The sequence below is a fragment of the Clostridium sp. CTA-7 genome (assembly GCF_054768095.1).
Genome location: NZ_BAAAAV010000004.1, coordinates 394,478 through 415,185 on the forward strand (window position 1 = coordinate 394,478; position 20,708 = coordinate 415,185).

At 26.4% G+C, this 20,708-nt stretch carries 22 protein-coding genes, 1 pseudogene and 1 other annotated feature; of the genes and pseudogenes, 7 read left to right on the forward strand and 16 right to left on the reverse strand.

Annotated elements, in window-relative coordinates:
- Positions 1-72: 72 nt before the first annotated feature.
- Positions 73-2,187 (reverse strand): sensor domain-containing protein, encoded by a 2,115-nt coding sequence (locus ACYUEX_RS10695; protein ID WP_460288084.1) that lies wholly within the window; start codon positions 2,185-2,187, stop codon positions 73-75.
- Positions 2,188-2,583: 396 nt separating this feature from the next.
- Here ACYUEX_RS10695 and ACYUEX_RS10700 point away from each other — a divergent pair, with 396 nt between their 5' ends.
- A complete protein-coding gene (locus ACYUEX_RS10700; protein WP_460288086.1) occupies positions 2,584-3,330 on the forward strand; it encodes a polysaccharide deacetylase family protein in 747 nt (248 codons plus the stop codon).
- Positions 3,331-3,388: 58 nt separating this feature from the next.
- Here ACYUEX_RS10700 and ACYUEX_RS10705 read toward each other — a convergent pair whose 3' ends face one another.
- The 7 genes from ACYUEX_RS10705 to ACYUEX_RS10735 all read right to left on the reverse strand — a co-directional run bounded on the left by ACYUEX_RS10705 (position 3,389) and on the right by ACYUEX_RS10735 (position 11,139).
- A complete protein-coding gene (locus ACYUEX_RS10705; RefSeq protein ID WP_460288087.1) occupies positions 3,389-3,919 on the reverse strand; it encodes a tryptophan transporter in 531 nt (176 codons plus the stop codon).
- A 121-nt stretch (positions 3,920-4,040) separates the two neighbouring features.
- Positions 4,041-4,271, reverse strand: a binding site (T-box leader).
- A gap of 36 nt (positions 4,272-4,307) precedes the next feature.
- Entirely contained in the window at positions 4,308-5,678 is a 1,371-nt protein-coding gene (locus tag ACYUEX_RS10710) for an MATE family efflux transporter (protein ID WP_460288088.1), read from the reverse strand.
- A 148-nt stretch (positions 5,679-5,826) separates the two neighbouring features.
- Positions 5,827-7,569, reverse strand: a complete 1,743-nt coding sequence (locus ACYUEX_RS10715; protein ID WP_460288089.1) for a sensor domain-containing protein — start codon at positions 7,567-7,569, stop codon at positions 5,827-5,829.
- A 59-nt stretch (positions 7,570-7,628) separates the two neighbouring features.
- Complete coding sequence (locus ACYUEX_RS10720; RefSeq protein ID WP_411170277.1) at positions 7,629-7,754, reverse strand: hypothetical protein; 126 nt, start codon at positions 7,752-7,754, stop codon at positions 7,629-7,631.
- A gap of 18 nt (positions 7,755-7,772) precedes the next feature.
- Positions 7,773-7,961, reverse strand: coding sequence for a DUF4250 domain-containing protein (locus ACYUEX_RS10725; protein ID WP_460288090.1), 189 nt, complete (start codon positions 7,959-7,961; stop codon positions 7,773-7,775).
- Between the two features lie 725 nt (positions 7,962-8,686).
- Positions 8,687-9,553, reverse strand: coding sequence for a tRNA 2-thiocytidine biosynthesis TtcA family protein (locus ACYUEX_RS10730; RefSeq protein WP_460288091.1), 867 nt, complete (start codon positions 9,551-9,553; stop codon positions 8,687-8,689).
- A 227-nt stretch (positions 9,554-9,780) separates the two neighbouring features.
- On the reverse strand, positions 9,781-11,139 hold the full coding sequence (locus ACYUEX_RS10735) for an FAD-binding oxidoreductase (protein ID WP_460288092.1): 1,359 nt from the start codon (positions 11,137-11,139) through the stop codon (positions 9,781-9,783).
- A 213-nt stretch (positions 11,140-11,352) separates the two neighbouring features.
- On the opposite strand from ACYUEX_RS10735, the gene ACYUEX_RS10740 reads away from it, so the two are divergent.
- The 3 genes from ACYUEX_RS10740 to ACYUEX_RS10750 are packed head-to-tail and all read left to right on the forward strand — an operon-like array spanning position 11,353 to position 12,466.
- A complete protein-coding gene (locus tag ACYUEX_RS10740) occupies positions 11,353-11,631 on the forward strand; it encodes a spore coat associated protein CotJA (protein ID WP_460288093.1) in 279 nt (92 codons plus the stop codon).
- Complete coding sequence (locus ACYUEX_RS10745) at positions 11,628-11,891, forward strand: spore coat protein CotJB (protein WP_460288094.1); 264 nt, start codon at positions 11,628-11,630, stop codon at positions 11,889-11,891. Before ACYUEX_RS10740 ends, ACYUEX_RS10745 begins: the two co-directional genes overlap by 4 nt.
- A complete protein-coding gene (locus ACYUEX_RS10750) occupies positions 11,891-12,466 on the forward strand; it encodes a manganese catalase family protein (RefSeq protein ID WP_411170271.1) in 576 nt (191 codons plus the stop codon). The genes ACYUEX_RS10745 and ACYUEX_RS10750 overlap by 1 nt, the downstream gene beginning before the upstream one ends.
- 155 nt (positions 12,467-12,621) lie before the next feature.
- On the opposite strand, the gene ACYUEX_RS10755 is transcribed toward ACYUEX_RS10750, so the two are convergent.
- The 4 genes from ACYUEX_RS10755 to ACYUEX_RS10770 form a co-directional block, all read right to left on the reverse strand.
- Positions 12,622-13,317 (reverse strand): TraX family protein, encoded by a 696-nt coding sequence (locus tag ACYUEX_RS10755; RefSeq protein WP_460288095.1) that lies wholly within the window; start codon positions 13,315-13,317, stop codon positions 12,622-12,624.
- A gap of 144 nt (positions 13,318-13,461) precedes the next feature.
- A complete protein-coding gene (locus tag ACYUEX_RS10760; RefSeq protein WP_460288098.1) occupies positions 13,462-14,319 on the reverse strand; it encodes an MBL fold metallo-hydrolase in 858 nt (285 codons plus the stop codon).
- Positions 14,320-14,339: 20 nt separating this feature from the next.
- Entirely contained in the window at positions 14,340-14,483 is a 144-nt protein-coding gene (locus ACYUEX_RS10765; RefSeq protein ID WP_460288100.1) for a hypothetical protein, read from the reverse strand.
- A 29-nt stretch (positions 14,484-14,512) separates the two neighbouring features.
- Positions 14,513-15,805, reverse strand: coding sequence for a DUF2812 domain-containing protein (locus ACYUEX_RS10770; RefSeq protein WP_460288102.1), 1,293 nt, complete (start codon positions 15,803-15,805; stop codon positions 14,513-14,515).
- A 151-nt stretch (positions 15,806-15,956) separates the two neighbouring features.
- Between ACYUEX_RS10770 and ACYUEX_RS10775 the strand changes: the two genes are divergently transcribed.
- Positions 15,957-16,343 carry a hypothetical protein gene (locus ACYUEX_RS10775; RefSeq protein ID WP_460288104.1) on the forward strand — a complete coding sequence of 129 codons (387 nt, stop codon included), beginning with the start codon at positions 15,957-15,959 and terminating at the stop codon, positions 16,341-16,343.
- A gap of 98 nt (positions 16,344-16,441) precedes the next feature.
- On the opposite strand, the gene ACYUEX_RS10780 is transcribed toward ACYUEX_RS10775, so the two are convergent.
- Positions 16,442-16,657: a hypothetical protein gene (locus tag ACYUEX_RS10780; RefSeq protein ID WP_460288106.1), complete on the reverse strand. Its 216-nt coding sequence runs from the start codon at positions 16,655-16,657 to the stop codon at positions 16,442-16,444.
- A gap of 216 nt (positions 16,658-16,873) precedes the next feature.
- Between ACYUEX_RS10780 and ACYUEX_RS10785 the strand changes: the two genes are divergently transcribed.
- Positions 16,874-17,389, forward strand: coding sequence for a DUF6241 domain-containing protein (locus ACYUEX_RS10785; RefSeq protein WP_460288107.1), 516 nt, complete (start codon positions 16,874-16,876; stop codon positions 17,387-17,389).
- Between the two features lie 133 nt (positions 17,390-17,522).
- Here ACYUEX_RS10785 and ACYUEX_RS10790 read toward each other — a convergent pair.
- A pseudogene (locus ACYUEX_RS10790) lies at positions 17,523-17,761 on the reverse strand (MerR family transcriptional regulator).
- Between the two features lie 17 nt (positions 17,762-17,778).
- Positions 17,779-18,768 (reverse strand): hypothetical protein, encoded by a 990-nt coding sequence (locus ACYUEX_RS10795; RefSeq protein WP_460288109.1) that lies wholly within the window; start codon positions 18,766-18,768, stop codon positions 17,779-17,781.
- Between the two features lie 260 nt (positions 18,769-19,028).
- Here ACYUEX_RS10795 and ACYUEX_RS10800 point away from each other — a divergent pair, with 260 nt between their 5' ends.
- Positions 19,029-19,631, forward strand: a complete 603-nt coding sequence (locus tag ACYUEX_RS10800; RefSeq protein WP_460288111.1) for a maltose acetyltransferase domain-containing protein — start codon at positions 19,029-19,031, stop codon at positions 19,629-19,631.
- 179 nt (positions 19,632-19,810) lie between these two features.
- On the opposite strand, the gene ACYUEX_RS10805 is transcribed toward ACYUEX_RS10800, so the two are convergent.
- On the reverse strand, positions 19,811-20,578 hold the full coding sequence (locus tag ACYUEX_RS10805) for a GNAT family N-acetyltransferase (protein ID WP_460288113.1): 768 nt from the start codon (positions 20,576-20,578) through the stop codon (positions 19,811-19,813).
- Positions 20,579-20,708: the final 130 nt, after the last annotated feature.

Consider the following 20,708-nt stretch of genomic DNA (forward strand, 5'->3'; position numbering starts at 1 on the left):
CTCCAAAGCATAATATAGTTACATAATATGCTTTGCATTACAATTTGGTGATAAAATTATTTTAATATACAATTATATCATCATATTAACAGCCTCATCAAACTCAATAGGCTTACTAAAATAATATCCTTGTATAACATCACAGCTAATTTTCTTTAAATATTCTAGTTGTTCTTTAGTCTCTACTCCCTCAGCAACTACTAGTAAATTTAAATAATGTGAAAGTTCTACAATACTATTTATTATATAATCACTTTTTTCTTCTATAATTATCCCATCTATAAAGCTTTTATCTATCTTTAGAACATCTATTGGCAAGGTTCTTAAATAGCTCAAAGAGGAATATCCAGTACCAAAATCATCTAGTGCTAGAGTAACTCCAAGCTTCTTTAACTTTTCTAAAGTATTTATATTCTTTTCAGCTGATTTCATTATTATACTTTCTGTTATTTCAAATTCTATATATTCAGCATCTAAATCATACTTTTTTAATGAATAATATATAAATGATAAAATTTCTTCATCTCTAATTTGCACTTCTGATAAATTAATTGCCATTTTAAATTTTTTATCAGTTTTCAAAGTAATCTCCTTACACTTTTTGAAACTTTCATCTATAATATACTTCCCTATAGGTATTATAAGCCCTGAATTTTCTGCTATTGGTATAAACTCATTTGGAGATACTACACCTAATTCATTACTATGCCATCTAACAAGAGATTCAAATCCTATTACATCTTCTGTATCAACCTTAACCTTAGGCTGGTACAACAGTTTTATTTCTTCATTATCTATAGCTATTCTTAAGCCTTTTTCAATATTAAACTCTCTATTTAAAATTTCTAATATTCCTATATCAAAAAATTGATATCTATTCTTTCCATTTACTTTTGCAATATACATTGCCATATCTGCTCTCTTTAATAGTATGGCTGTTTCTTTTCCATCTATAGGGTATATACTTACCCCTATACTTAATGTACAAAAAACCTCTTTATCATTTATTATTATTGCTTTGCTTAATTTTTTTATTATATTATCTAAAATAGCTTTAACTTCATGTTTGTTCCTCAAATTATATTGAGCTATTACAAATTCATCTCCCCCATATCTTGCAAAAAGAGAATCTTCTATTTCCATATCATTTATAATTTTTGAAAACTCTCTTAATAATAAATCTCCAACGTCATGCCCGTATGTATCATTAATATATTTAAAATTATCTAAGTCTATAAAAATGAAAGCTATTTCTTCATTTGGATGATTTATTATATGATTTGTAACTTCCCTTACAAAATATCTTCTATTTGGAATCCCAGTTACTTCATCATTAAAGCTTAAATAATTAATTTCTATTTCTTTTTCCTTTCTATCTGTTATATCTGAAAGAGCCCCATAAATAAATAAATCTCCATTTTTCTCTAATGTCTTTTTACCTTTGCTTTGGATCCATACTACTCTATTATCTTTGCTTAATATTCTATATTCAATAGAGTAAAATTCTTCATTCTTTGAATTTATTACTTTTTCTATTTGCTTCTTATAGGTATCTATATCTTCTTCTAATATATATTTTTGCCATTTAGAAGCTGAAATAATTAAATCTCCTTTTCCATCTATGTCTAAATATCTCTTTATGCTATTATCAACTGAGATTATATTTTGATTAACATTCCACCAAAACACTATATCCTTAGACCCTTGTAAAGCTAACCTACTTTTATTTTCTATAAGCTTATTCATATTTTCTATTCGTTTTCTCTCTGTTATGTCAACAATAAATCCCGATAAATAGAAAACATTATCCTTTTCTTTTCCCTTTCCTTGAATTTTGACTATTAATTTTTCTCCATTTAAATTCCTAATTGAATGTTCTAAAATAAAATTATCTAATGTTCTATTTGCTATTATATTTTCAATAAATATTCTTATATCTTCTTTTTCATCTTCATCAATAAAAGAAAACCATTGTAAAAAACTTTTTATATCTTCATTAATCTTTAAAATATCTTTTATTTTTTCAGATACATATAATTTTTCATTCTCACTATTCCATTCCCAAATAGCGCCTTCTAATGCATCTGCTGCCATTGTATATTTTCTTTTATTAGACTCCGCTAATTTATACAATTTTTTATACTTTCTATTTGTATATACTAATCTAAGCATTAATAACAAAATCATAATAAGAAGTAGAGAAGATATATTTTCAAAATTAGTTTTAAATAATATCATAATAAAACACAAGATAGTAAATATGAAAATATAATTTTTTTTTCTTTTTTTCACAAATATCACCAATGCCTTTTCTTTAAAATGGTACTAATAATTATATATTTTATCATATCCTTCCATCTATTAACATATTCCTAATACTATTAAATAATAAAAAAGTATACATATGTAAGTTCGCTTATTTCGTTACTTCGCTCCAAGTCAACGCAAATTTACATATGTCCACTTAAAAACTGAAGGAAAGAAATTATAAATAATATTTAATTTCCAAATAATAAATATTGTATTCTATAATTTTTTAGGAATACTAGTAATAATGCTATTAATTTTAGGAGGCTAGATAGTATGAAAGTTAAAATTTTAGAAAAATATTTAGTCACTCTATTCTTAGTTTTAACATTCTCTTTTTCTTTTATAAACGATGTTAAGGCTTTAGATAATAATGAAAAAACATCTAACGAAACTGGAAATGAAAAAATTGTATATCTTACATTTGACGATGGTCCTGGTGGGAGATCAACTATCGAAATTTTAGATATATTAAAAAGAGAAAATGTTCCTGCTACATTTTTTGTTATAGGAAATCAAATAGAAGGTCAAGAGAAAACTATATTAAGAATGAAAAACGAAGGTCATAGCATAGGACTCCATAGTTTTTCTCATAATAGGCAAAAACTTTATTGTAATGATGAAAACTTTTTAAAAGAAATGCTTCAGGATCAGGAAATATTATACGAAGTGACTGGGGAAAAATATAATATATTAAGATTTCCCTTTGGATGTAATAATAACTCTTATAAACTAGATCAAAAGTTAGTAGATTTATTACACAAGAACAACCTCAAGATATATGACTGGAATATTGATAGTGGAGATGGAGCTAATGCTAAATTAGATCCTAAAACTATTTCAAAAAAGGCTTGTACTAATGGAGATAAAAATACAGTTGTTATTTTAATGCATTGCTCACACATAAATAAAAATACTTCTTCAGCATTGCCTTCTATAATTAAGTATTATAAAGATAACGGTTATATATTTAAAGCAATTGACGAAAGTACACCTGAATTATATAAGATAATGAAAAAATAGTACATTAGCCATAATATGAGCATCTTATATTATGGCTAATTATTTTTTTATTATAAAACTATTTACTTATTTGTAAACCGCTAGCTTTTAATGCTATTCCAACTGCCTTATATAGTGCTAGTCCTAATAATATATTCATTATTGAAGCAGGTATAACAACAATAAAAACTAAACTAGTAAATGAACCTGGTAATCCTACTAATATACTTGCTGATCCCAAAAATACTAATCCACTTAATATAGTTCCAAAGCTTAAAGCTAGTACCATTTTTATATTGTTATTTACTCTAGTTCCCATAACTTTAAACATAAAGTAAATTACATTTGCAGTTACTATTTTGTCTATAATATTAGGTAACTGACCTCCAGGAAACTTAGTAGTTAATGCTGTTAATACCCCTATTATTATACTTGATATTAAAGCGCTTTTATAATCACTATTTATTATTATAATTATAAATAACATTGCCAAAGCAAAGTCTGGTTGCATTGGTAATCCTAAAGCTGGCGTAATTTGATGTAATAGAGTTCCTATAGCTATTAATATTGCATTTAACATCATTCTTTTTACATTCATATTTCTATTCATACTAATCTCTCCTAATTTTTAATAATTTATTAAATTAAACTTTTTTATCTCCTCTAGTTCATAACATAATTACCAGCTCCTTTAATTATTAATTTAAATAAAAAAACGCCCTATACAAATTGTATAGGACGATATTACTCCGCGTTGCCACCTAAATTGCTTTTAAAGCCTCTCTCTCAGGTACTAACATACCTTAGTCCTTATATCGTAGGACTTACGGATCAACTACTTTAATAAATTTCGTATCACTCCTCAGAGGCCCATTCACTATTTGCTATAGTACCGAAATCACACCACCTTCGGCTCTCTGAAACCTTACATAATAGTTACTATCCCTCATCAAAGGAATTTTTAATATTTATTTAATACTATACTATGTTATTTTATACTAATTGTCAATAATTTTTAGTGCCTTTTTTCTATTTGGTATTATTATCATAAAAATAAATAACACTAATAGTAGAACCCCTTTTATTATGCTTGTACCACTTATGCTCCACCAAACACCATTTATTCCAAATGATCCTATATTGCTTAATAAAAGAGCTAATGGTATTCTTAATCCCGTAAAGACTATACTGACCCAAGAAGGTGTTACTGTATTTCCCAAACCTGAAAATGCCCCTGCAGTAGTTATTTCTATGCACATAAACAGTTGAGAATATCCTAGAATTTTTAGATATACAGCTCCTTGTGAAATAGCTTCTAACTCTGGTATAAATATCGAGAAAACTCTTTCACCCGCAAAAACTAATAGCATTGTAGAAAAAGTTCCTACTACTATAGCCATAATCATAGTAGCCTTATACCCCTTTAATATTCTATCCCATCTATTTGCACCATAGTTTTGACCAACAAAAGCTGTTAATGCAGCAGCAAACCCCTCTGCTGTCATCCAAGATATTGCTTCTATTTGAGATCCAACTTTTTGAACAGCAATTGAAACTGGTCCCCAAGATGCAACAACTCTTCCTATTACCATTGCAAAAAAAGCAAACATACAGTTTTGAAGGGCTGTTGGAATTCCTAGCTTGCATATTCTATAAATACAAGTTTTATTTATATATTTTTTATTTTTTAAACTTAAACTATATCCATTTTTAATAAAAGATACTATAAAGATAATTGTGACTATTACTTGAGCTGCAACTGTAGCTAAAGCAGCTCCTGCTACTCCAAGCTTAGGAAATCCAAAGAGCCCAAATATCAATATTGGATCAAATACTATATTAAATACCAATCCAATTGTATTAATTAAAAAAGGAATTTTACTACTACCTGAAGCGTTAAAAATCCCTGTAAATAAAGGATTCAAAAAGCTAAATATCATTCCCATAGAAACTATTATTAAGTAGTCTACTGCCATATTTGTTATCCTGAAATCTCCTAAATTGAAGAAACCTATTAACTGATTTCTAAAAGTAATTAATATAGCTGTATAAATTAATGCAATCAACATATTTATTAATAAACTATTATATATAAATTTATTTTTTTCTTTAAAATCTTTTTTACCTATAGATTGAGCCACTCCCACTTCTGCACCTATTTTAGATATAAATACAAGTGAATTTCCAAACCAAGTAAAAAAACCTGCAGTTCCTACTGCTGCAACTGCATCACTACCAATTCTTCCAACCCACATCATATCTATCATATTATAGGCCATTTGTATAAATGATGTTCCTAATATAGGTATAGATAGCTTCAATAATGTACTTGTTATATTTTCTGAAACTAAATCTACTGACTTTTTCATATATGCCCCCTTTAACCTGCTAATACTCAACTTTAAATTATATATTAACTAAAAAATTTTTCAATATTTTTTTGAACAACTTTTATTTTATAATTAATATTATTAAAATAAAACTATTAAAAAATAAAGGATTACATTTAGTAATCCTTTATTTATTTAACATGCCAATTATATTTTCGAAATGATCAGGTTTACTATAATAAAATCCTTGTACAGTATCACAATCTATACTTTTTAAATAGTCAACTTGTTCCTTTTCTTCTACTCCTTCTGCAACAACTGTAATGCCTAGCTTATGTGATAACTGAATTATATTTTCAACTATATATCTGCTTTTATCATTTTCAGTCATATCAATAACAAAACTTCTATCAATTTTTAGTACATCGATTGGTAATTTAGTTAAATGGTTTAAAGAAGAATATCCTGTACCAAAATCATCTAAAGCAATAGATGTACCAAGCTCTTTTATTCTTAGCAAACATTCTATATTTCTATCAACTGATTTCATTATCATACTTTCAGTTATTTCTACCTCTATATACTTAGGTGAAACGTTAAATTCTCTTACCAAAGAGTTAAAGTACTCTATTAAATCATCTTCTCTTAATTGTATTTCAGATAAGTTAACTGCAATTTTAAAATTATCGTATCCTTCTGACAATAAATACTTTACTTTGGCAAAAACTTCTCTTAATACAAACTTTCCTATAGGTATTATAAGTCTAGTGTTTTCTGCAATAGGAATAAATTCGGCAGGACTTACAAATCCTATTTCCTTACTTTTCCATCTAAGTAATGCTTCAAATCCATTTACCTCATCATCTGTAAGTCTAACTTTAGGTTGAAATATTACAAACATTTCATTATTTTCTAATGCTGTTCTAAGGCCTCTTTGAATTGAATAAATTCTATTTATCTCTCTAGATATGTTGTTATTAAACATCTGCCATTGATTTTTTCCATTACTCTTAGCAATATACATTGCAGCGTCAGCATTTTTTAATAAGACTTCAAAATCCTCACCATCGTCTGGAAAAACTGCTATCCCTATGCTAGCAGAAGAATAAATACTATTACCATTTATATTATATGGACTTTTTAATATATCCATAACCTTTTTTACTACAATATTTATTTCATTTAGACATTTTATTGATGGCATAAACATTAAGAATTCATCTCCACCAAATCTACATATTAATTTATTATCTGCAAATAGCTTTTTTAAATCCTCAGAGAACTTCTCTAAAAATATATCTCCACACTTGTGACCATAAGAATCATTTATAAATTTAAAATTATCTATATCTATTATTATTAAGGCTCCTCTAGACTCTAATAAAATATGATTTTCAAGCTCTTTTTCTATTATATTTTTAAATCGTTTTCTGTTATTTAATCCTGTAAGTTCATCATAATGAGTTATATATTCTAATTTTAAATGAGTTTCTTTTTCTTTTGTTATATTATGTATATATCCCTCAAACTCTATAAATTCACCATTGCTATTTTTCTTAATTTGCCCTTTAATACTAATCCATACTTCTTCACCAAATGTATTAATTATCTTTATCTCTATTTCTTCTAAATCATTCTCTATAGCATTAATTAAAGTATCAATATAGTCATTATGTAAATATTTTTTAAATTCTTTAAAATCAGTTACAATAAATTCATCGTCCAGCCCAATAATTTCTTTATTATTACCATAAAGCATAATTAAATTTTTTTCTATGTTAGCCGAAATAAATAGTCCCTTAATGGACTTTATAAAAGATTCTTTTGAACTTAATAGCAACTCCTTTTGCTTATCTTTTAAGTTCAAAGAATCTTTACCATCATTATCCAGGGAACCAACATCCTTGTTATAAATCTTTTCCCTAATCATAACTCTTAATCCTTCTCAAAGTATATTTTCTATCGCTTTTTATTTTTAAAATTAACCTATTAATTATCTACTTTTACCTTCGAATCATCATTTGATTTTTTTTTATTATCATTAATTAATGTGGCAACTAAAGTAGCTCCTGCTGCCACCAATACTGCTAACTTTCCAAAATTTTTAAGTTTCATAATTCTCCTCCTTAATTATTACTTAAACTGATTTTCATCTTTTATATACTTATACCCTATTTTGTTCAATTTATTTTTTAGTTCTTCTTCAGTTACTCCTAAATCATCACATAATACAGATAAATTAGAGTAAAAATCTCTTAATTTCATATTTACTATACTTAATATGATATTAGGATCCATAGATAAAAAACTTTCTCTATCCATACCATTTCTCCTTTTATCCTTAAAAATTTTATAAATATAAAAAATATAATTTTTATTTATTTGAAATCTTAAATAAAATATAACATATATTTTTTAATAAAAAAAGTGTATTATAAATCTTTTAGTGTATTTATTAAAATATTAACTCTATCTTATTATCGTAATTAAGTATAATTTTTTTATATATTTTATGTATTTTTTATAAAAAGTAAGGAACTACTCTTAAAAATTTATATCTTTTTGAGTAGATTCCTTTTTTATTATTTATTAAGTTTTACTATTTTACTTCTGGTACTTTAGAAGCTTCACTTTTCTTTGGTGATTTATATCTTTTTTTCTCCCAACTTGCTTGCTGATCTTTTTTTGCCATTATGCTCACCTCCACTACATTATTAGTATTTATAATCTATTTTTAATTATTCCCTATTTAATTTAATAAATTATTATTGCATAAAAAAGTCGTCAAGGTGAGCTTGCCGAGCCGTCGACTTTTTTCGCGCATGTGCATTTCCGAAGCTTGCCTGAGGAAAATCTTGCACGCGCACTTTATTCTATTTTTACTCTATAGTGCTAACTTTAATAACTTATATGCTATAAATAATTTATCTATATATTTTAAAAATATAATTTCCTATAGAGTAAAAAAATAAAGATATTATGTATAAAATTATATTTTTAATCTTAATAACATAATATCTTTAAACAATATATTTAATATTTAATTTTTATTCTTCATTATATACTTCTAAATACTTAGTCTTTATACCATCTTTTTCCCAACCAAGTATAGAATCTAAATTAACATTTTCTGCTGCTTTAAATATTGATTTTTCTACACCATCAAAATTTTTCTTAAGCTCTTTTATTAACTCCTTTATTTCATATCTCTTATTACCTATCTTTTCTGCTGCAACCATGCATGCACAATTTAAAGGCCAGATTCCTGCATTGTTTGTAAATCTTTTTATATAATCTTCTTCCACATAGTAAAGAGGTCTTATTAACTCCATTTCTTCAAAATTAGCTGCTTTGAATTTAGGAAGCATAGTTTTGAAATTTCCTGCATATAGCACATTTAATAACGTAGTTTCTATTACATCATTATAATGATGCCCCAAAGCTAATTTATTACATCCAAGTTCTCTTGCTTTGCTATAAAGAGACCCTCTTCTCATTCTTGCACAAAGATAACATGGATAATCTCTTGCCATTTTATCTACAACTTCAAAAACTTTTCCTTCATAAATATGTACTGGTATTCCTAAATGATTACAATTTTCTATAAGTAATTCTTTTATTTGTGGATGATACCCAGGATCCATGGCTATAAACTCTAGTTCAAAATTCATTTGACCATGCTTTTTAAGTTCTTGGAAACATTTCGCCATTAATAAAGAATCTTTTCCTCCTGATATAGCTACAGCAATTTTATCTCCTTCTTCTACAAGGTTATAATCCTTAACCGCTCTTACAAATTTAGTCCAAATATGTTTTCTATATTTTTTAACAAGGCTACGCTCTATTTCTTCCAAAGGCTTTTTCTCTTCAGTGGGAATAAGTCTCTCGCAGCCTTTTCCTGATATGCTACTCATTATATCACCTCATTTAATAATCTTTTTCAATTATATCACTTTTTAATATTATTGTCTTTATAGATATTACTTCCATAAATATATCTTTAACCTATTAACTATATAAAAATAATATTTTTCTCAATATCACATATATTTATAAAATCATATAACATGTACAACTTTGATCTTATTTAAACTTTTTCTTATAAATAGTATTATATCTCACTTTGATTATAATAAATTCTTTAATTTTCTCTTTTAATAACTTGTGGAAACTTAAAAACATTATATGGATCATACTTTGTTTTTATCTTTCTCAAAGAATTCATATGCTCCCCATAATATTCTTTCTCATAGTTTTCTAATTCAGCTAAAGGAAAATTAACGAAAGACCCTACTGTTAATTCTTTCACTGTATTAAACTTTATTCTAACCCATTCTTTATTTTCTTCTTCATATATATCATTTTCCCAAACCGATTGTAACCCCATTATAAATTTGGCATCTCTATAATAAAAAGCTGTATCTAATTTGTTAACATCAGAAATCGCCCCACCTGCACCATAAAAAGATACTGCTGAATATACAGCTCCTTCCGCTGGATTATCTACTAATTCTATAATCGCTTTTATTTCATTAGCACTATAATCCTTATAAACAAATCTTCCAGTAGATTTATATTTTTCGTAGTCCGGATGACTATCTTGAATCCATCTATTACATTCTAAAACAGTCATATACTTTAAATCAAATTCTACATTATCAACTATTTCTTTTAAAGGCTTCAATATATTCAAAGCTTCTTTATCATTTCCATAAAATAACCCAGTAATCTTAACGCCTCTTCCTTTTACTGCTGAATTATATATAGCAGTTTTTAGATTAATTCTTCTATCTAAACTTTTATACAAATGTTGCAAAACTTCAACAACTTTAATATTATCTTTATTACTTATATTTGGGTAGTTTATATTAATTAATGTTCCCATTTTTATTTTTTCTTTTAATTGTAGTGTCATAGAAGTTATTATTCCAAAATTTCCTCCGCCACTTCCTTTACAAGCCCAAAACAAGTCACTATTTAAATTTTCATTTAATAATAATTTCTTACCTTCGTAATTTATAAGTTCAGCTTCTATTAAACTATCGCAGGCTAATCCTAAAAATCTACTAGAGTATCCCCATCCCCCTCCTAGTATTAAACCAGGAACTCCAACAGTAGGACATCCACCTCCTGGAAATGCATAACCTCTACTTCCTAAAGCTTCATATATCTCTCTATTTCGAACTCCGCCTCCTATTTTTACAATCTCTTCTTTTTCATCTATATAAATTTTATTAATTCTACTTATATCTATAACTGCAACATCATTGCCCGTTGAATATCCTTCGTAACTATGAGCTCCAGATCTTACTTTTATTTCTATAGAATTATTCTTTGCCCATACTATTGAATTGACAACATCATCTTCATTATGGCAATAAATAACTACTAATGGATATTTTTTTATAGCCCTATTCCAAGAAATTATACTTTCTTCATATCTAGAGCTACCTTTTTTAATTACTTCGCCAGTTAATCCTGAATAGTCAATTTCCCTCATTCAATCACCTTCTGAAAATTATTTTTATATATTAGATGATATCATATCATATTCTAAAATCAACAAAAAACATCTTTAATTAATTACATCTTTAATTTAATCTTTATTTATTTGTAAATTTATCTTTTAAATATTAAATGCAATTTTCATCACATTTCTACTTTTTTTTACATAGTTTGTTACTATATATAATAAATGAAAGGATGTTTATTTGTGTGTTCTAATACAGATACCAATTGTGAAAAATGTAACTCTTGCATAAAAGACCCTAGCAAACTTTATTGTAATATAGCTTGTAATGACACTAGCAAAAATTGTCGCGAATCCCATAAAGTTTTTCTCCCACCTGTATATGCTAGAGCATTTGTTAAACTTCAACCTTATGAAAACTTATTCGATATTGAAAATGCTTTTGAAGCTGGCACAGTATTTAAAGACTTATATAGTCCATATTGTGATGTAAAATACATTAAGGGGGTAACAAAAAAATGAAACATCATGAGTATTTAGAAAAAATACAAAAACTACAATTCTTTGCTCTTGATTTAAATTTATATTTAGACAACTTCCCTACTTGCGAAAAAGCAAAGCATGATTACGAAGTAATTTCTTGTGAACTTAAGAAGACTGTTTGGGACTTTGAAAAGGAACATGGTCCATTAACAAATTTTGGTTCTGCATACTTTCAAAACCCTGAAGCATGGGTTAATAGTCCATGGCCTTGGGAAAATATGCACGGAGGTAAAAATTAATGTGGTATTATGTTAAAACTTTACAACACCCAGTTAACTTAAAATCTACAGATTTAAAAATGGCTAGAACTCTCATTACTCAATATGGTGGTCCTGATGGGGAGCTTGGAGCTGCTCTTAGATATTTAAATCAAAGATATACAATGCCAACAAATAAATCTAAAGCTCTTTTGACTGATATTGGAACGGAGGAAATGGCTCACGTAGAGATTCTAGGCACAATGGTTTATCAAATTATGGAAAACGCTTCTATAGATCAAATTAAGGCTGCTGGCTTAGATGGACATTATGCAGACCATGGTAAAGCTCTTTTCTATACAGATGCTACTGGAAACCCTTGGACAGCTACTTATATACAAGCTAAAGGTGATGTAATTGCCGATTTACATGAAGATATGAATGCTGAACAAAAAGCTAGGGCAACTTATGAATGGTTGATTAACTTAACTGATGATGCTGAAATAAAGAAAATATTAGGCTTCTTAAGAGAAAGAGAAGTTGTACACTATCAAAGATTTGGTGAAGCTTTAATGGATGTCCAAGATAATGCTAAACCTTCAGATTTTTGTAAATAGTACAAATTAGGGCTACTTTAATAAAAAGTAGCCCTAATTTGTTTTTGTAAATATAGAAAGCATATTTAAAATCAATTAGATTCAAAATATGCTTTCTATTATGTTGCTGACTTATCTATTAATTATAGCTTTATTGTCTTCCATTGAAATTAATACTAAATTATCTTTGCTATTAATTGAATTATTATTAAATGAGCTGGATAAAATACATAAAACATCCACTTTGTAAAGCTATTCTTTAATCCTAATTTACCATTATATAATAATATTAATGGCAGTGAAAATATCATCATCCATTGATAATCAAAAATCATCAACTGTTCATATGCACCTTGTCCAAATAATATTGGTACTATTGGCAATATTGAGAAGAACATATATGTTAGTGATAATGTTAATTTTTTATTTCTAAAGAAATAAAAAATTAATGTCATTTCAAGTCCATAAATTGAAGCCTCTGTAAACATATATACTATACCTAAAGCTATTACCATAATCATTGTCGTTATATACGTTTTTTTTGTATTTACAGCTTTACCGTATTCTAATATCAATAATATTACAATAGATAATGCTAAAGATAAAAATATATTATTATGTATTCCTAGTATATTATCAATTCCAATCATAATTAAGCCAAATAAAAACAATCTTCCAAGATACTTCATTCTACTTTTAGTATAAAAAAATCCTTCTACTATTAAGAAAAAGAATATTGGTGCTGAAAGTTTTCCTAAATATCCAAACCAAATTGGTATATCATATATTCCACTTAAATAAGTATATATATGATTCATTAACATAGTAATAATTGCTATAACCTTTAATGTAAAAGAATTAAATATTTTCATTAATTCTACCTCCATCATTTTATAAAATAATTTTATCTTTTATTTTAATCTGCATCTATCGTTTTATCTTTCATTATGGTTACATTTTTGTAATAAAGTAAAATGCCACTAAATTTTGCATTAGTGGCATTTTACTTTATTAATTTAAATATTAAATTTCTTTTTATTGCCTTGAACAAAAGCAGTAATATCTTCTATATCATCTTCTGTAAGTTCTTTTTTTCTCTTATTTAAAAGTAATTTCTTAGCTTTTTCTAAATTAGTTTCATCATCTACAATATCTCCAATTTCCTTTATACTATATACAAAATCCATAAATTCAGAATTTGTATATTTAGGATGATGTGCTGGAATATAAAAATTTGAATTATAGGAAATTAACTTTTCTAATAATGGATAAAGTTTTTCTTTGGTATAACTATATGGTCCATTATACATATCTAGGTACATAGCATCTCCCATGAAAGTAACTCCTTCTTCAACTACAGTTACTAAGGAACAATCATTTGAATGATCAGCGTCTATCCTTTCTATTTTTACAGTAACATTACCTAAATCAATTAATATTTCTCTATCATATAGAATATCTGCTTTTGGTATATTTATTTTTCTGTCATTATTCGGATGTTCAATTTTTATATTTTCTTCACAAAATTTAATTTCTTCTCCATTTTTTACTCTTTCTCTAATTGCTTCATCGCTCCAACTTAAATTTCTCATCCATTCTATTTTCTCATTTGATTTATTATTAAATACATTTATTAAATTCATAGTTTCAATTCCAAAAACATGATCCCAATGCCAATGTGTAAGAACTAAATACTTAGGCTCTGTAATATTTAGTTTCCTTATGTAAGATAAAAATTCTTCTGCATGTGCTTTTGAATTTCCACCATCTATTATTAAAGAATATTTATCTCCTATAACCCCTCCTAAAACTGGCCTATCTCCCTCGTGTACACAATCCATATAGTAAACTCTTTTTGTTAGTTTATTAAACATATTAGTTGCCTCTTCCTACATTAATTATTTATTGTATTTTCTTTATGACCGCATTCCGGGCACTTATAATATATCTTTCCATATTGATTATTATCATAAGCATATTCATATTCCTTCATAACTTCACCACAAATTGGGCAAATCTTTTTATTATTATCTTCCAAAACTTTTCCTCCTATAACTTACAGTTAATCTATCTAAAAATTTTATCATAAGTTTTCTTTAACATATCACATTTTATATTTTCATCATCTCCAAAAATTTCAATAATCTTTTTATCAGAAACTAGGATATAATTATTACTCTTATTATTTCTATAAACTTTAACATCTGCTGGTAAATCAGTTTTTATCTCACTATATGAAATATTATAGTCTTTAAACCAATCCATCATTTTATTAAAATTCCACTCTATAACCCAATTATAATTACTTTCAAATAGCTCATAAGATAGCTTTCTATTTTTCCCATTAGCACTATAAAATATTGTATGAGCTAAAAAACTTTTATTTTCATCAATATATATACTTTGTTCATCTATTATTTCATCATTAAAATCCTTTAAAGTTAATGCATACTGATTTAAATCTTTTTTGCCATTATTACTATTAAATAAATTGTTAATAATGAACTTATTTATAAATAAAATTGATACTATAGTAATAATAAAGTACATAATTATATTTACTTTTTTCGTACTTTTATTAGTATATTTAACAGCTAAATTAATAATTATATATATAGCTAAAAAAATAGAACTAATAACAAAAATAATTCCTAATGAAAATATTTCTCTCTTTACAATCAATAAGCTAATTATAATAAAGAAAAATACTATTGCTAAATTCATTATTAAAGATTTAAATTTTATCCATTTTAATGACTTTACTTCAACATTTTCATAACTCTCTTTAGTTATATCTCCTTTTATATACAATCTAATAAGTCTTATTAAATCAGTAATATTTATTATTAAGCATAAATATATAAAAAATATTAATAGGATCATTGTATTATTTGCTAAGAAGTTTAAACTATTTCCATTAAATATTGTATTGTACTGACTAATTCCTAAAATTATAAATGTAAATAATCTAAGCAGTATTTCCTTTAATGAAGCCTTATTTATATATATAAACTTATCTAATGTACCTCCATAAATTTCTCCTGATATTTCAGGGTCTTCACTGCAAAATATTTGTACCTTTTCTATTTCACAAACAAAGTCCCAGCCATAATTATTAAGCTTTTTTCTATGTTCTAAGGAAATGTTACTATTCTTTCCATCTAAAAAAGTAATCCCATTAACCACATCTACATAATATTTAATTTTCATTGGATCTATTCTTTTAAACTTAAAAAACTTTCCAAAAGCACATTCTAATTTCCATCCCTTTAAGGCCATTTCTTCAAGATACCTCTGTAGCTTTTTATACTCATATGGCACAAAATCTATTATTAAAATTTTTGTATTTCCTATTCTCATAAATTTCTCCCCTAATTTGTTATATATATTAATTTTACAGTATAGATATTTATTTTGCTAGTAATTGGAAATATTTTTCTAGCAATTTCATTTATTGCATGTTATAATTTACCAAATAATAAACGCAATAAATTATTTAGGAGGCTCTTCTATGACAAAGATACTTAATAATGAAATTGTTCTATGCTCTATAAATTCCCATAAAGAAATAAAAAATCACTCTGTAATTATAAATTTTATTTCTAATTTATTTGGGCCTGTTGGAAGAATTACTAATGATTTCAAACTAATTCTTACTATCGAAAACTTATATATAGAGGCTATAAACTATGCTGCTTGGGGCGGTTTACCTGAAACTGCTTATACAGAAAAGATATCTTTAAATGATATAAAGTCTTTTGATGTAAAAAATGAAGTAAATGAAGAATTTATTTGTTTAACTACTTTTAATGGTAAAAAAATTGCTTTTATTAGAGATAATACTAAAAAAAATAATTTAGCTTCAGAAATGGCTAATTTAATATATAAAAATAAATAAATTTAGATTTTTTCACAAAAATATACCCTATAAAATAGATACTAAAAAGTAAATCTATTTTATAAGGTTCTCTTATCCTTAAATGATACTTCATCTATCTATATTAAAAATTTAAAAATAAATATATATACTATAATTAATGTAACAAATATCAATACGCCTCCTTTAACATATGGCAGCACTGATTTGCTATTTTTCATATTTTTAGGTTTTTTATTTTCAAAAATATTAACTATATCTATTTTTTTAATTATGCTTAAATATTCATTTGAAAAAGGTTTATATTGTATTGTCTCAACGCCTTTAACTTTCAATTCAATTATATCTTCCTTATTCTTCAGCAGTGTAATTTAATGTCTCAAAATATCCTTCAATTAATTCATCATTATCAAAATAAGCCCTTATTTCAGATAGATTTTTTTGTAAATTCTCCTCTCTTATTCTATATATTAGATGGTCTTTATATAAATTCTATATTTTGTTCCTTAACAATAAGTATTTTATTCAAATTATACAATTTATGGGTTATAATGGTTTTAACTAATTGTGTTAAGGGGGGATTTAATATATCTAATCTATTTAAAAATAAACCTTTAATTATTACTTTAATTGTATTACTTTTTATTGCTACAAGTGTATTTTCATTCTTCTACTACAAAGAACATAACTCTGGCAATTTAAGTGCTAAAGAAAATATTTCTGAAATAAAAAAGCTTGATAAAGAACTTTCTGAAGAAAATTCTAATGAACTTAAAGAAAATACCTATTATTCTATTGAAAATATTTATGATATACTTCATAGAATGAGTAATAGTAAAATTGTTGCTGAAGATAATCAAATTTTGGGCCGTCTTCCAATGAATTCTAATGATATTTCTACGCTAAAAAATCTTATTGAAAAAGTTGATTATAAAGATAGAGACTACATGTTAGAAGTACTTTCTAGATGGGAAAATAATGATTTCTCACAAGCCGTTGAGGAACATAATTACTTTTGGAAAAAGCTTGGTGGTACTGTTGGAAAGGCAGTTTCTATACAGGAATAATTGTTATTTTAGTAGTTTAATTTTTAAAAGAATTTCTATATTAAAACATAAATAGTACAAGAAATTTTTTAAAACCTCTTGTACTATTTTTTATTCCTATTTCTCATATAATTTAATAAAATTAGAAACTTCGTTAATCATTAAGAAGCTTCTTAATTTCAGTAATGTTTTTTCCTTGTCTTTTTAGTAATTTAATTTCTTCTATTCTTTCAACTGCCTTTTCTCGAGGAAATTTTCTTGTTCAAAGGGGATCATACCTTCTTCTGTATAAAATTTAAGCGTACTATATCTAGAGTTAGTACGTCTCACTAATTCACCAATTGACACATACTCAGATTCCAATATTTTTTCCATAGAACGTTGTCTAGACATTAGCTTATACAACTCCCTTAAATAGGATACTTTCTAAGACGTACCCCATGAATAGCTACTCTTCCTTGAATAGCTTCTGGAATGGCTTCATATATAATATTATCAATTTTAATAAGTGGAACCTTTCCCTCACGAATTACAGTATATGAATGACCATTGGATTCTAATCGTGCTTTTACCGCATCTAACCTTTGCTTAGAATTTGGAAACCATTCCTCTGTATCAATAAAAATTGATTGTGAGCGCTCAATTACTGGAAATATAAAATTTATCCCTGTACCAGTAGGCGTTTTTATAGCATTTTTCTTCATATTCAAAAATTCTTTTACAGCCATTTCAATACCATGGTATATATGCACATCATATAACGTTTTTGCTATAGGAGTGGTTAATGATAATTCATTTATTCTCTTAGCTACTATTTCTAACTCACTCTTTGAAAATATATCTTGTAAACATGCACTTTCACGAAGAAGCCACAACATAAAAATAGTTTCATCTGCTACTGGCCCCTCTTCTAAAAATTCTGCACGAATGGTCTCTGTAACATTTGTATATTTTTGCATATTACTTCTATATTCTTTTATAGAAACGTCCGCACTTTCATAAAATAAGTCACAACATAAAATATTGGGGATTTCTTCAAGTAAATCAATCCCTTTTAAAGAATCTGCCATAGTATGCTCAAGATTTTTTAAATACCTGCTTGATAAGTTAGAAGACTTTGTTAACCACCAATTTAAGTTTCCTTCCAAACTATCTTTTTTATTAAATAGAGGCTTAAAAATCGCTTCTTGATATAAAGTTATATTAGGATCATCTATTAAAGATTTCTGTAAAACTAACTTATCCTCTACTTGTGTGAAATATCCCTCTAAATAAGTCTCTAATATAACTGCTGCTGCAATACAGTGAAGAGATATTTTCTTTACTGTAGTCATATGAAGACTATCTTGAGAATTTAACGCAATAATAGAAAAACTTTGTGCTAATTTTAATTCTTTCATAAATATTCTCCCTTTTAATCCTAATTATTTTTCTTAATATAATCAACTATATATAATTTTACTTACTACTTACGATTCAATCATACTACTATCATACTTATTTGTGAATAGATTCCAAAACCATTCAAGCATTTTTTAGAAAAATCACTTAATTATGGAAAAATAAACTGTTACATGGTTATTTCATAAGCAATAAGCATTTACATGTGTTAAAATTCAATATATAAGATTAAAATTTTAATAATAAGAGAGGTATTAAAATGGGAGTAAGAGAAAGAATGCAAAATGGTCAAATTTATACAGATTTATGTGAAGGCTTACCTGAAGAACGCCTTCGTGGAAAAGAACTAGTTTATGATTTTAATCACACTCGTCCAAGTGAGGAAGAAAAAAGAAGTGAAATACTAAAAAAACTATTTGGTCATCTTGGCAAAAATATATTTATTGAACCTCCACTACATGTTGCTTACGGTAGTCGTATACATATTGGAGATAACTTTTATGCTAATTTTAATCTTGTGTTAGTTGATGACATAGATATATTTATCGGCAATAATGTTATGTTTGCTCCAAATGTTACAATATCCGTAACTGGTCACCCTGTACATCCTGATTTAAGAAAAAACGGAGAGCAATTTTCTTTTCCTGTTACAATTGAAGACAATGTTTGGATAGGAAGCAATGTAGTTATTTTACCTGGAGTAACCATCGGTAAAAATTCTGTAATAGGAGCAGGTAGCATTGTTATAAAGGATATTCCTGAAAATGTAGTGGCTATAGGAAACCCTTGCAAAGTTTTAAGACCTATTACTGACAGAGATAAAGAGTATTATTATAAAGATTTGAAAATAGATAGTTTTTAAATAAGGCTGTGTTAGAGAAAAATGTTGATATGACAGTTACTTCATCACTAATTTAAGAATTTCTCATATGTGATTACGCAACTATCATATCAACGAAAATATCTAACAGAGTCTTAGATATTAATATAAAAGTCTTTAGATTTTTCAATATCAATTACAGATAATTAAGTATTAAACTATTAAACTTCATTTTTATCTTCCTTCATTACTTTTCTTATTTTCACTTCTGCGAAAGCTGGATAAAAACCTGATTTTAATGCAACCTTTTGTGAAATTATATGAGATTCAACAGTTCCATAAAAGGGCACCTTTCCTCTTCTTAATATTTCATTTTTTAAAGCTTGTACGATAGTACTAGCAACTCCTCTTCCCTTTGCCTCTGGTAAAACATTAACTCCAATTTGCCACATAATTTTAGAATCTTCACTAGCTCCAGCCATACCTAAAATCTTGCCCTCATCATCTACTGCAGCAACTGCTAATACATCTGGATAATTGCTATTAAAGGCAAAGGCTTCATCAAATCTATCATCACCTTTAAATTGATATATTTCATCTTTTTCATACCATTTTAAATTAAAATCTATATTATCTATGAAAGACTCATCCTTTGGTAAGTAGTAATGATGTGTATTTTCTATTTCATAACCAAACTCATTTAACTTTTTATCTATTCTTCTTAGAACTGAGTATAAAAACATCCATTCTCCTGGAAATTTAGATAATTTTTCAATGCACCAATCCTTAATGCATTTATCTGAAGATATTACTACCTTTCCATTAAATATAAGCATCTTTAGAATTCCTTCTTCATCACTGTATTTTCTGCTTCCCTCTATTATTTTTTTATCTGTAATTAAATTATTTTGATTATTAAAGTCTTCAATACTACAATTATAATCTTTTGCTAACTGTTCTTTTATTTTAAGTAAAATTTCTTTCCTCATAAATCTCATTTCCTAACTAATTATTTTTCCTAATTATATCATCTAAGTTAATTAAACACTATAATTAAAGTATTTTGTATATTAACAAATATTTTTATTTTACTACTAATAGTTATTGAGCATAATTTTC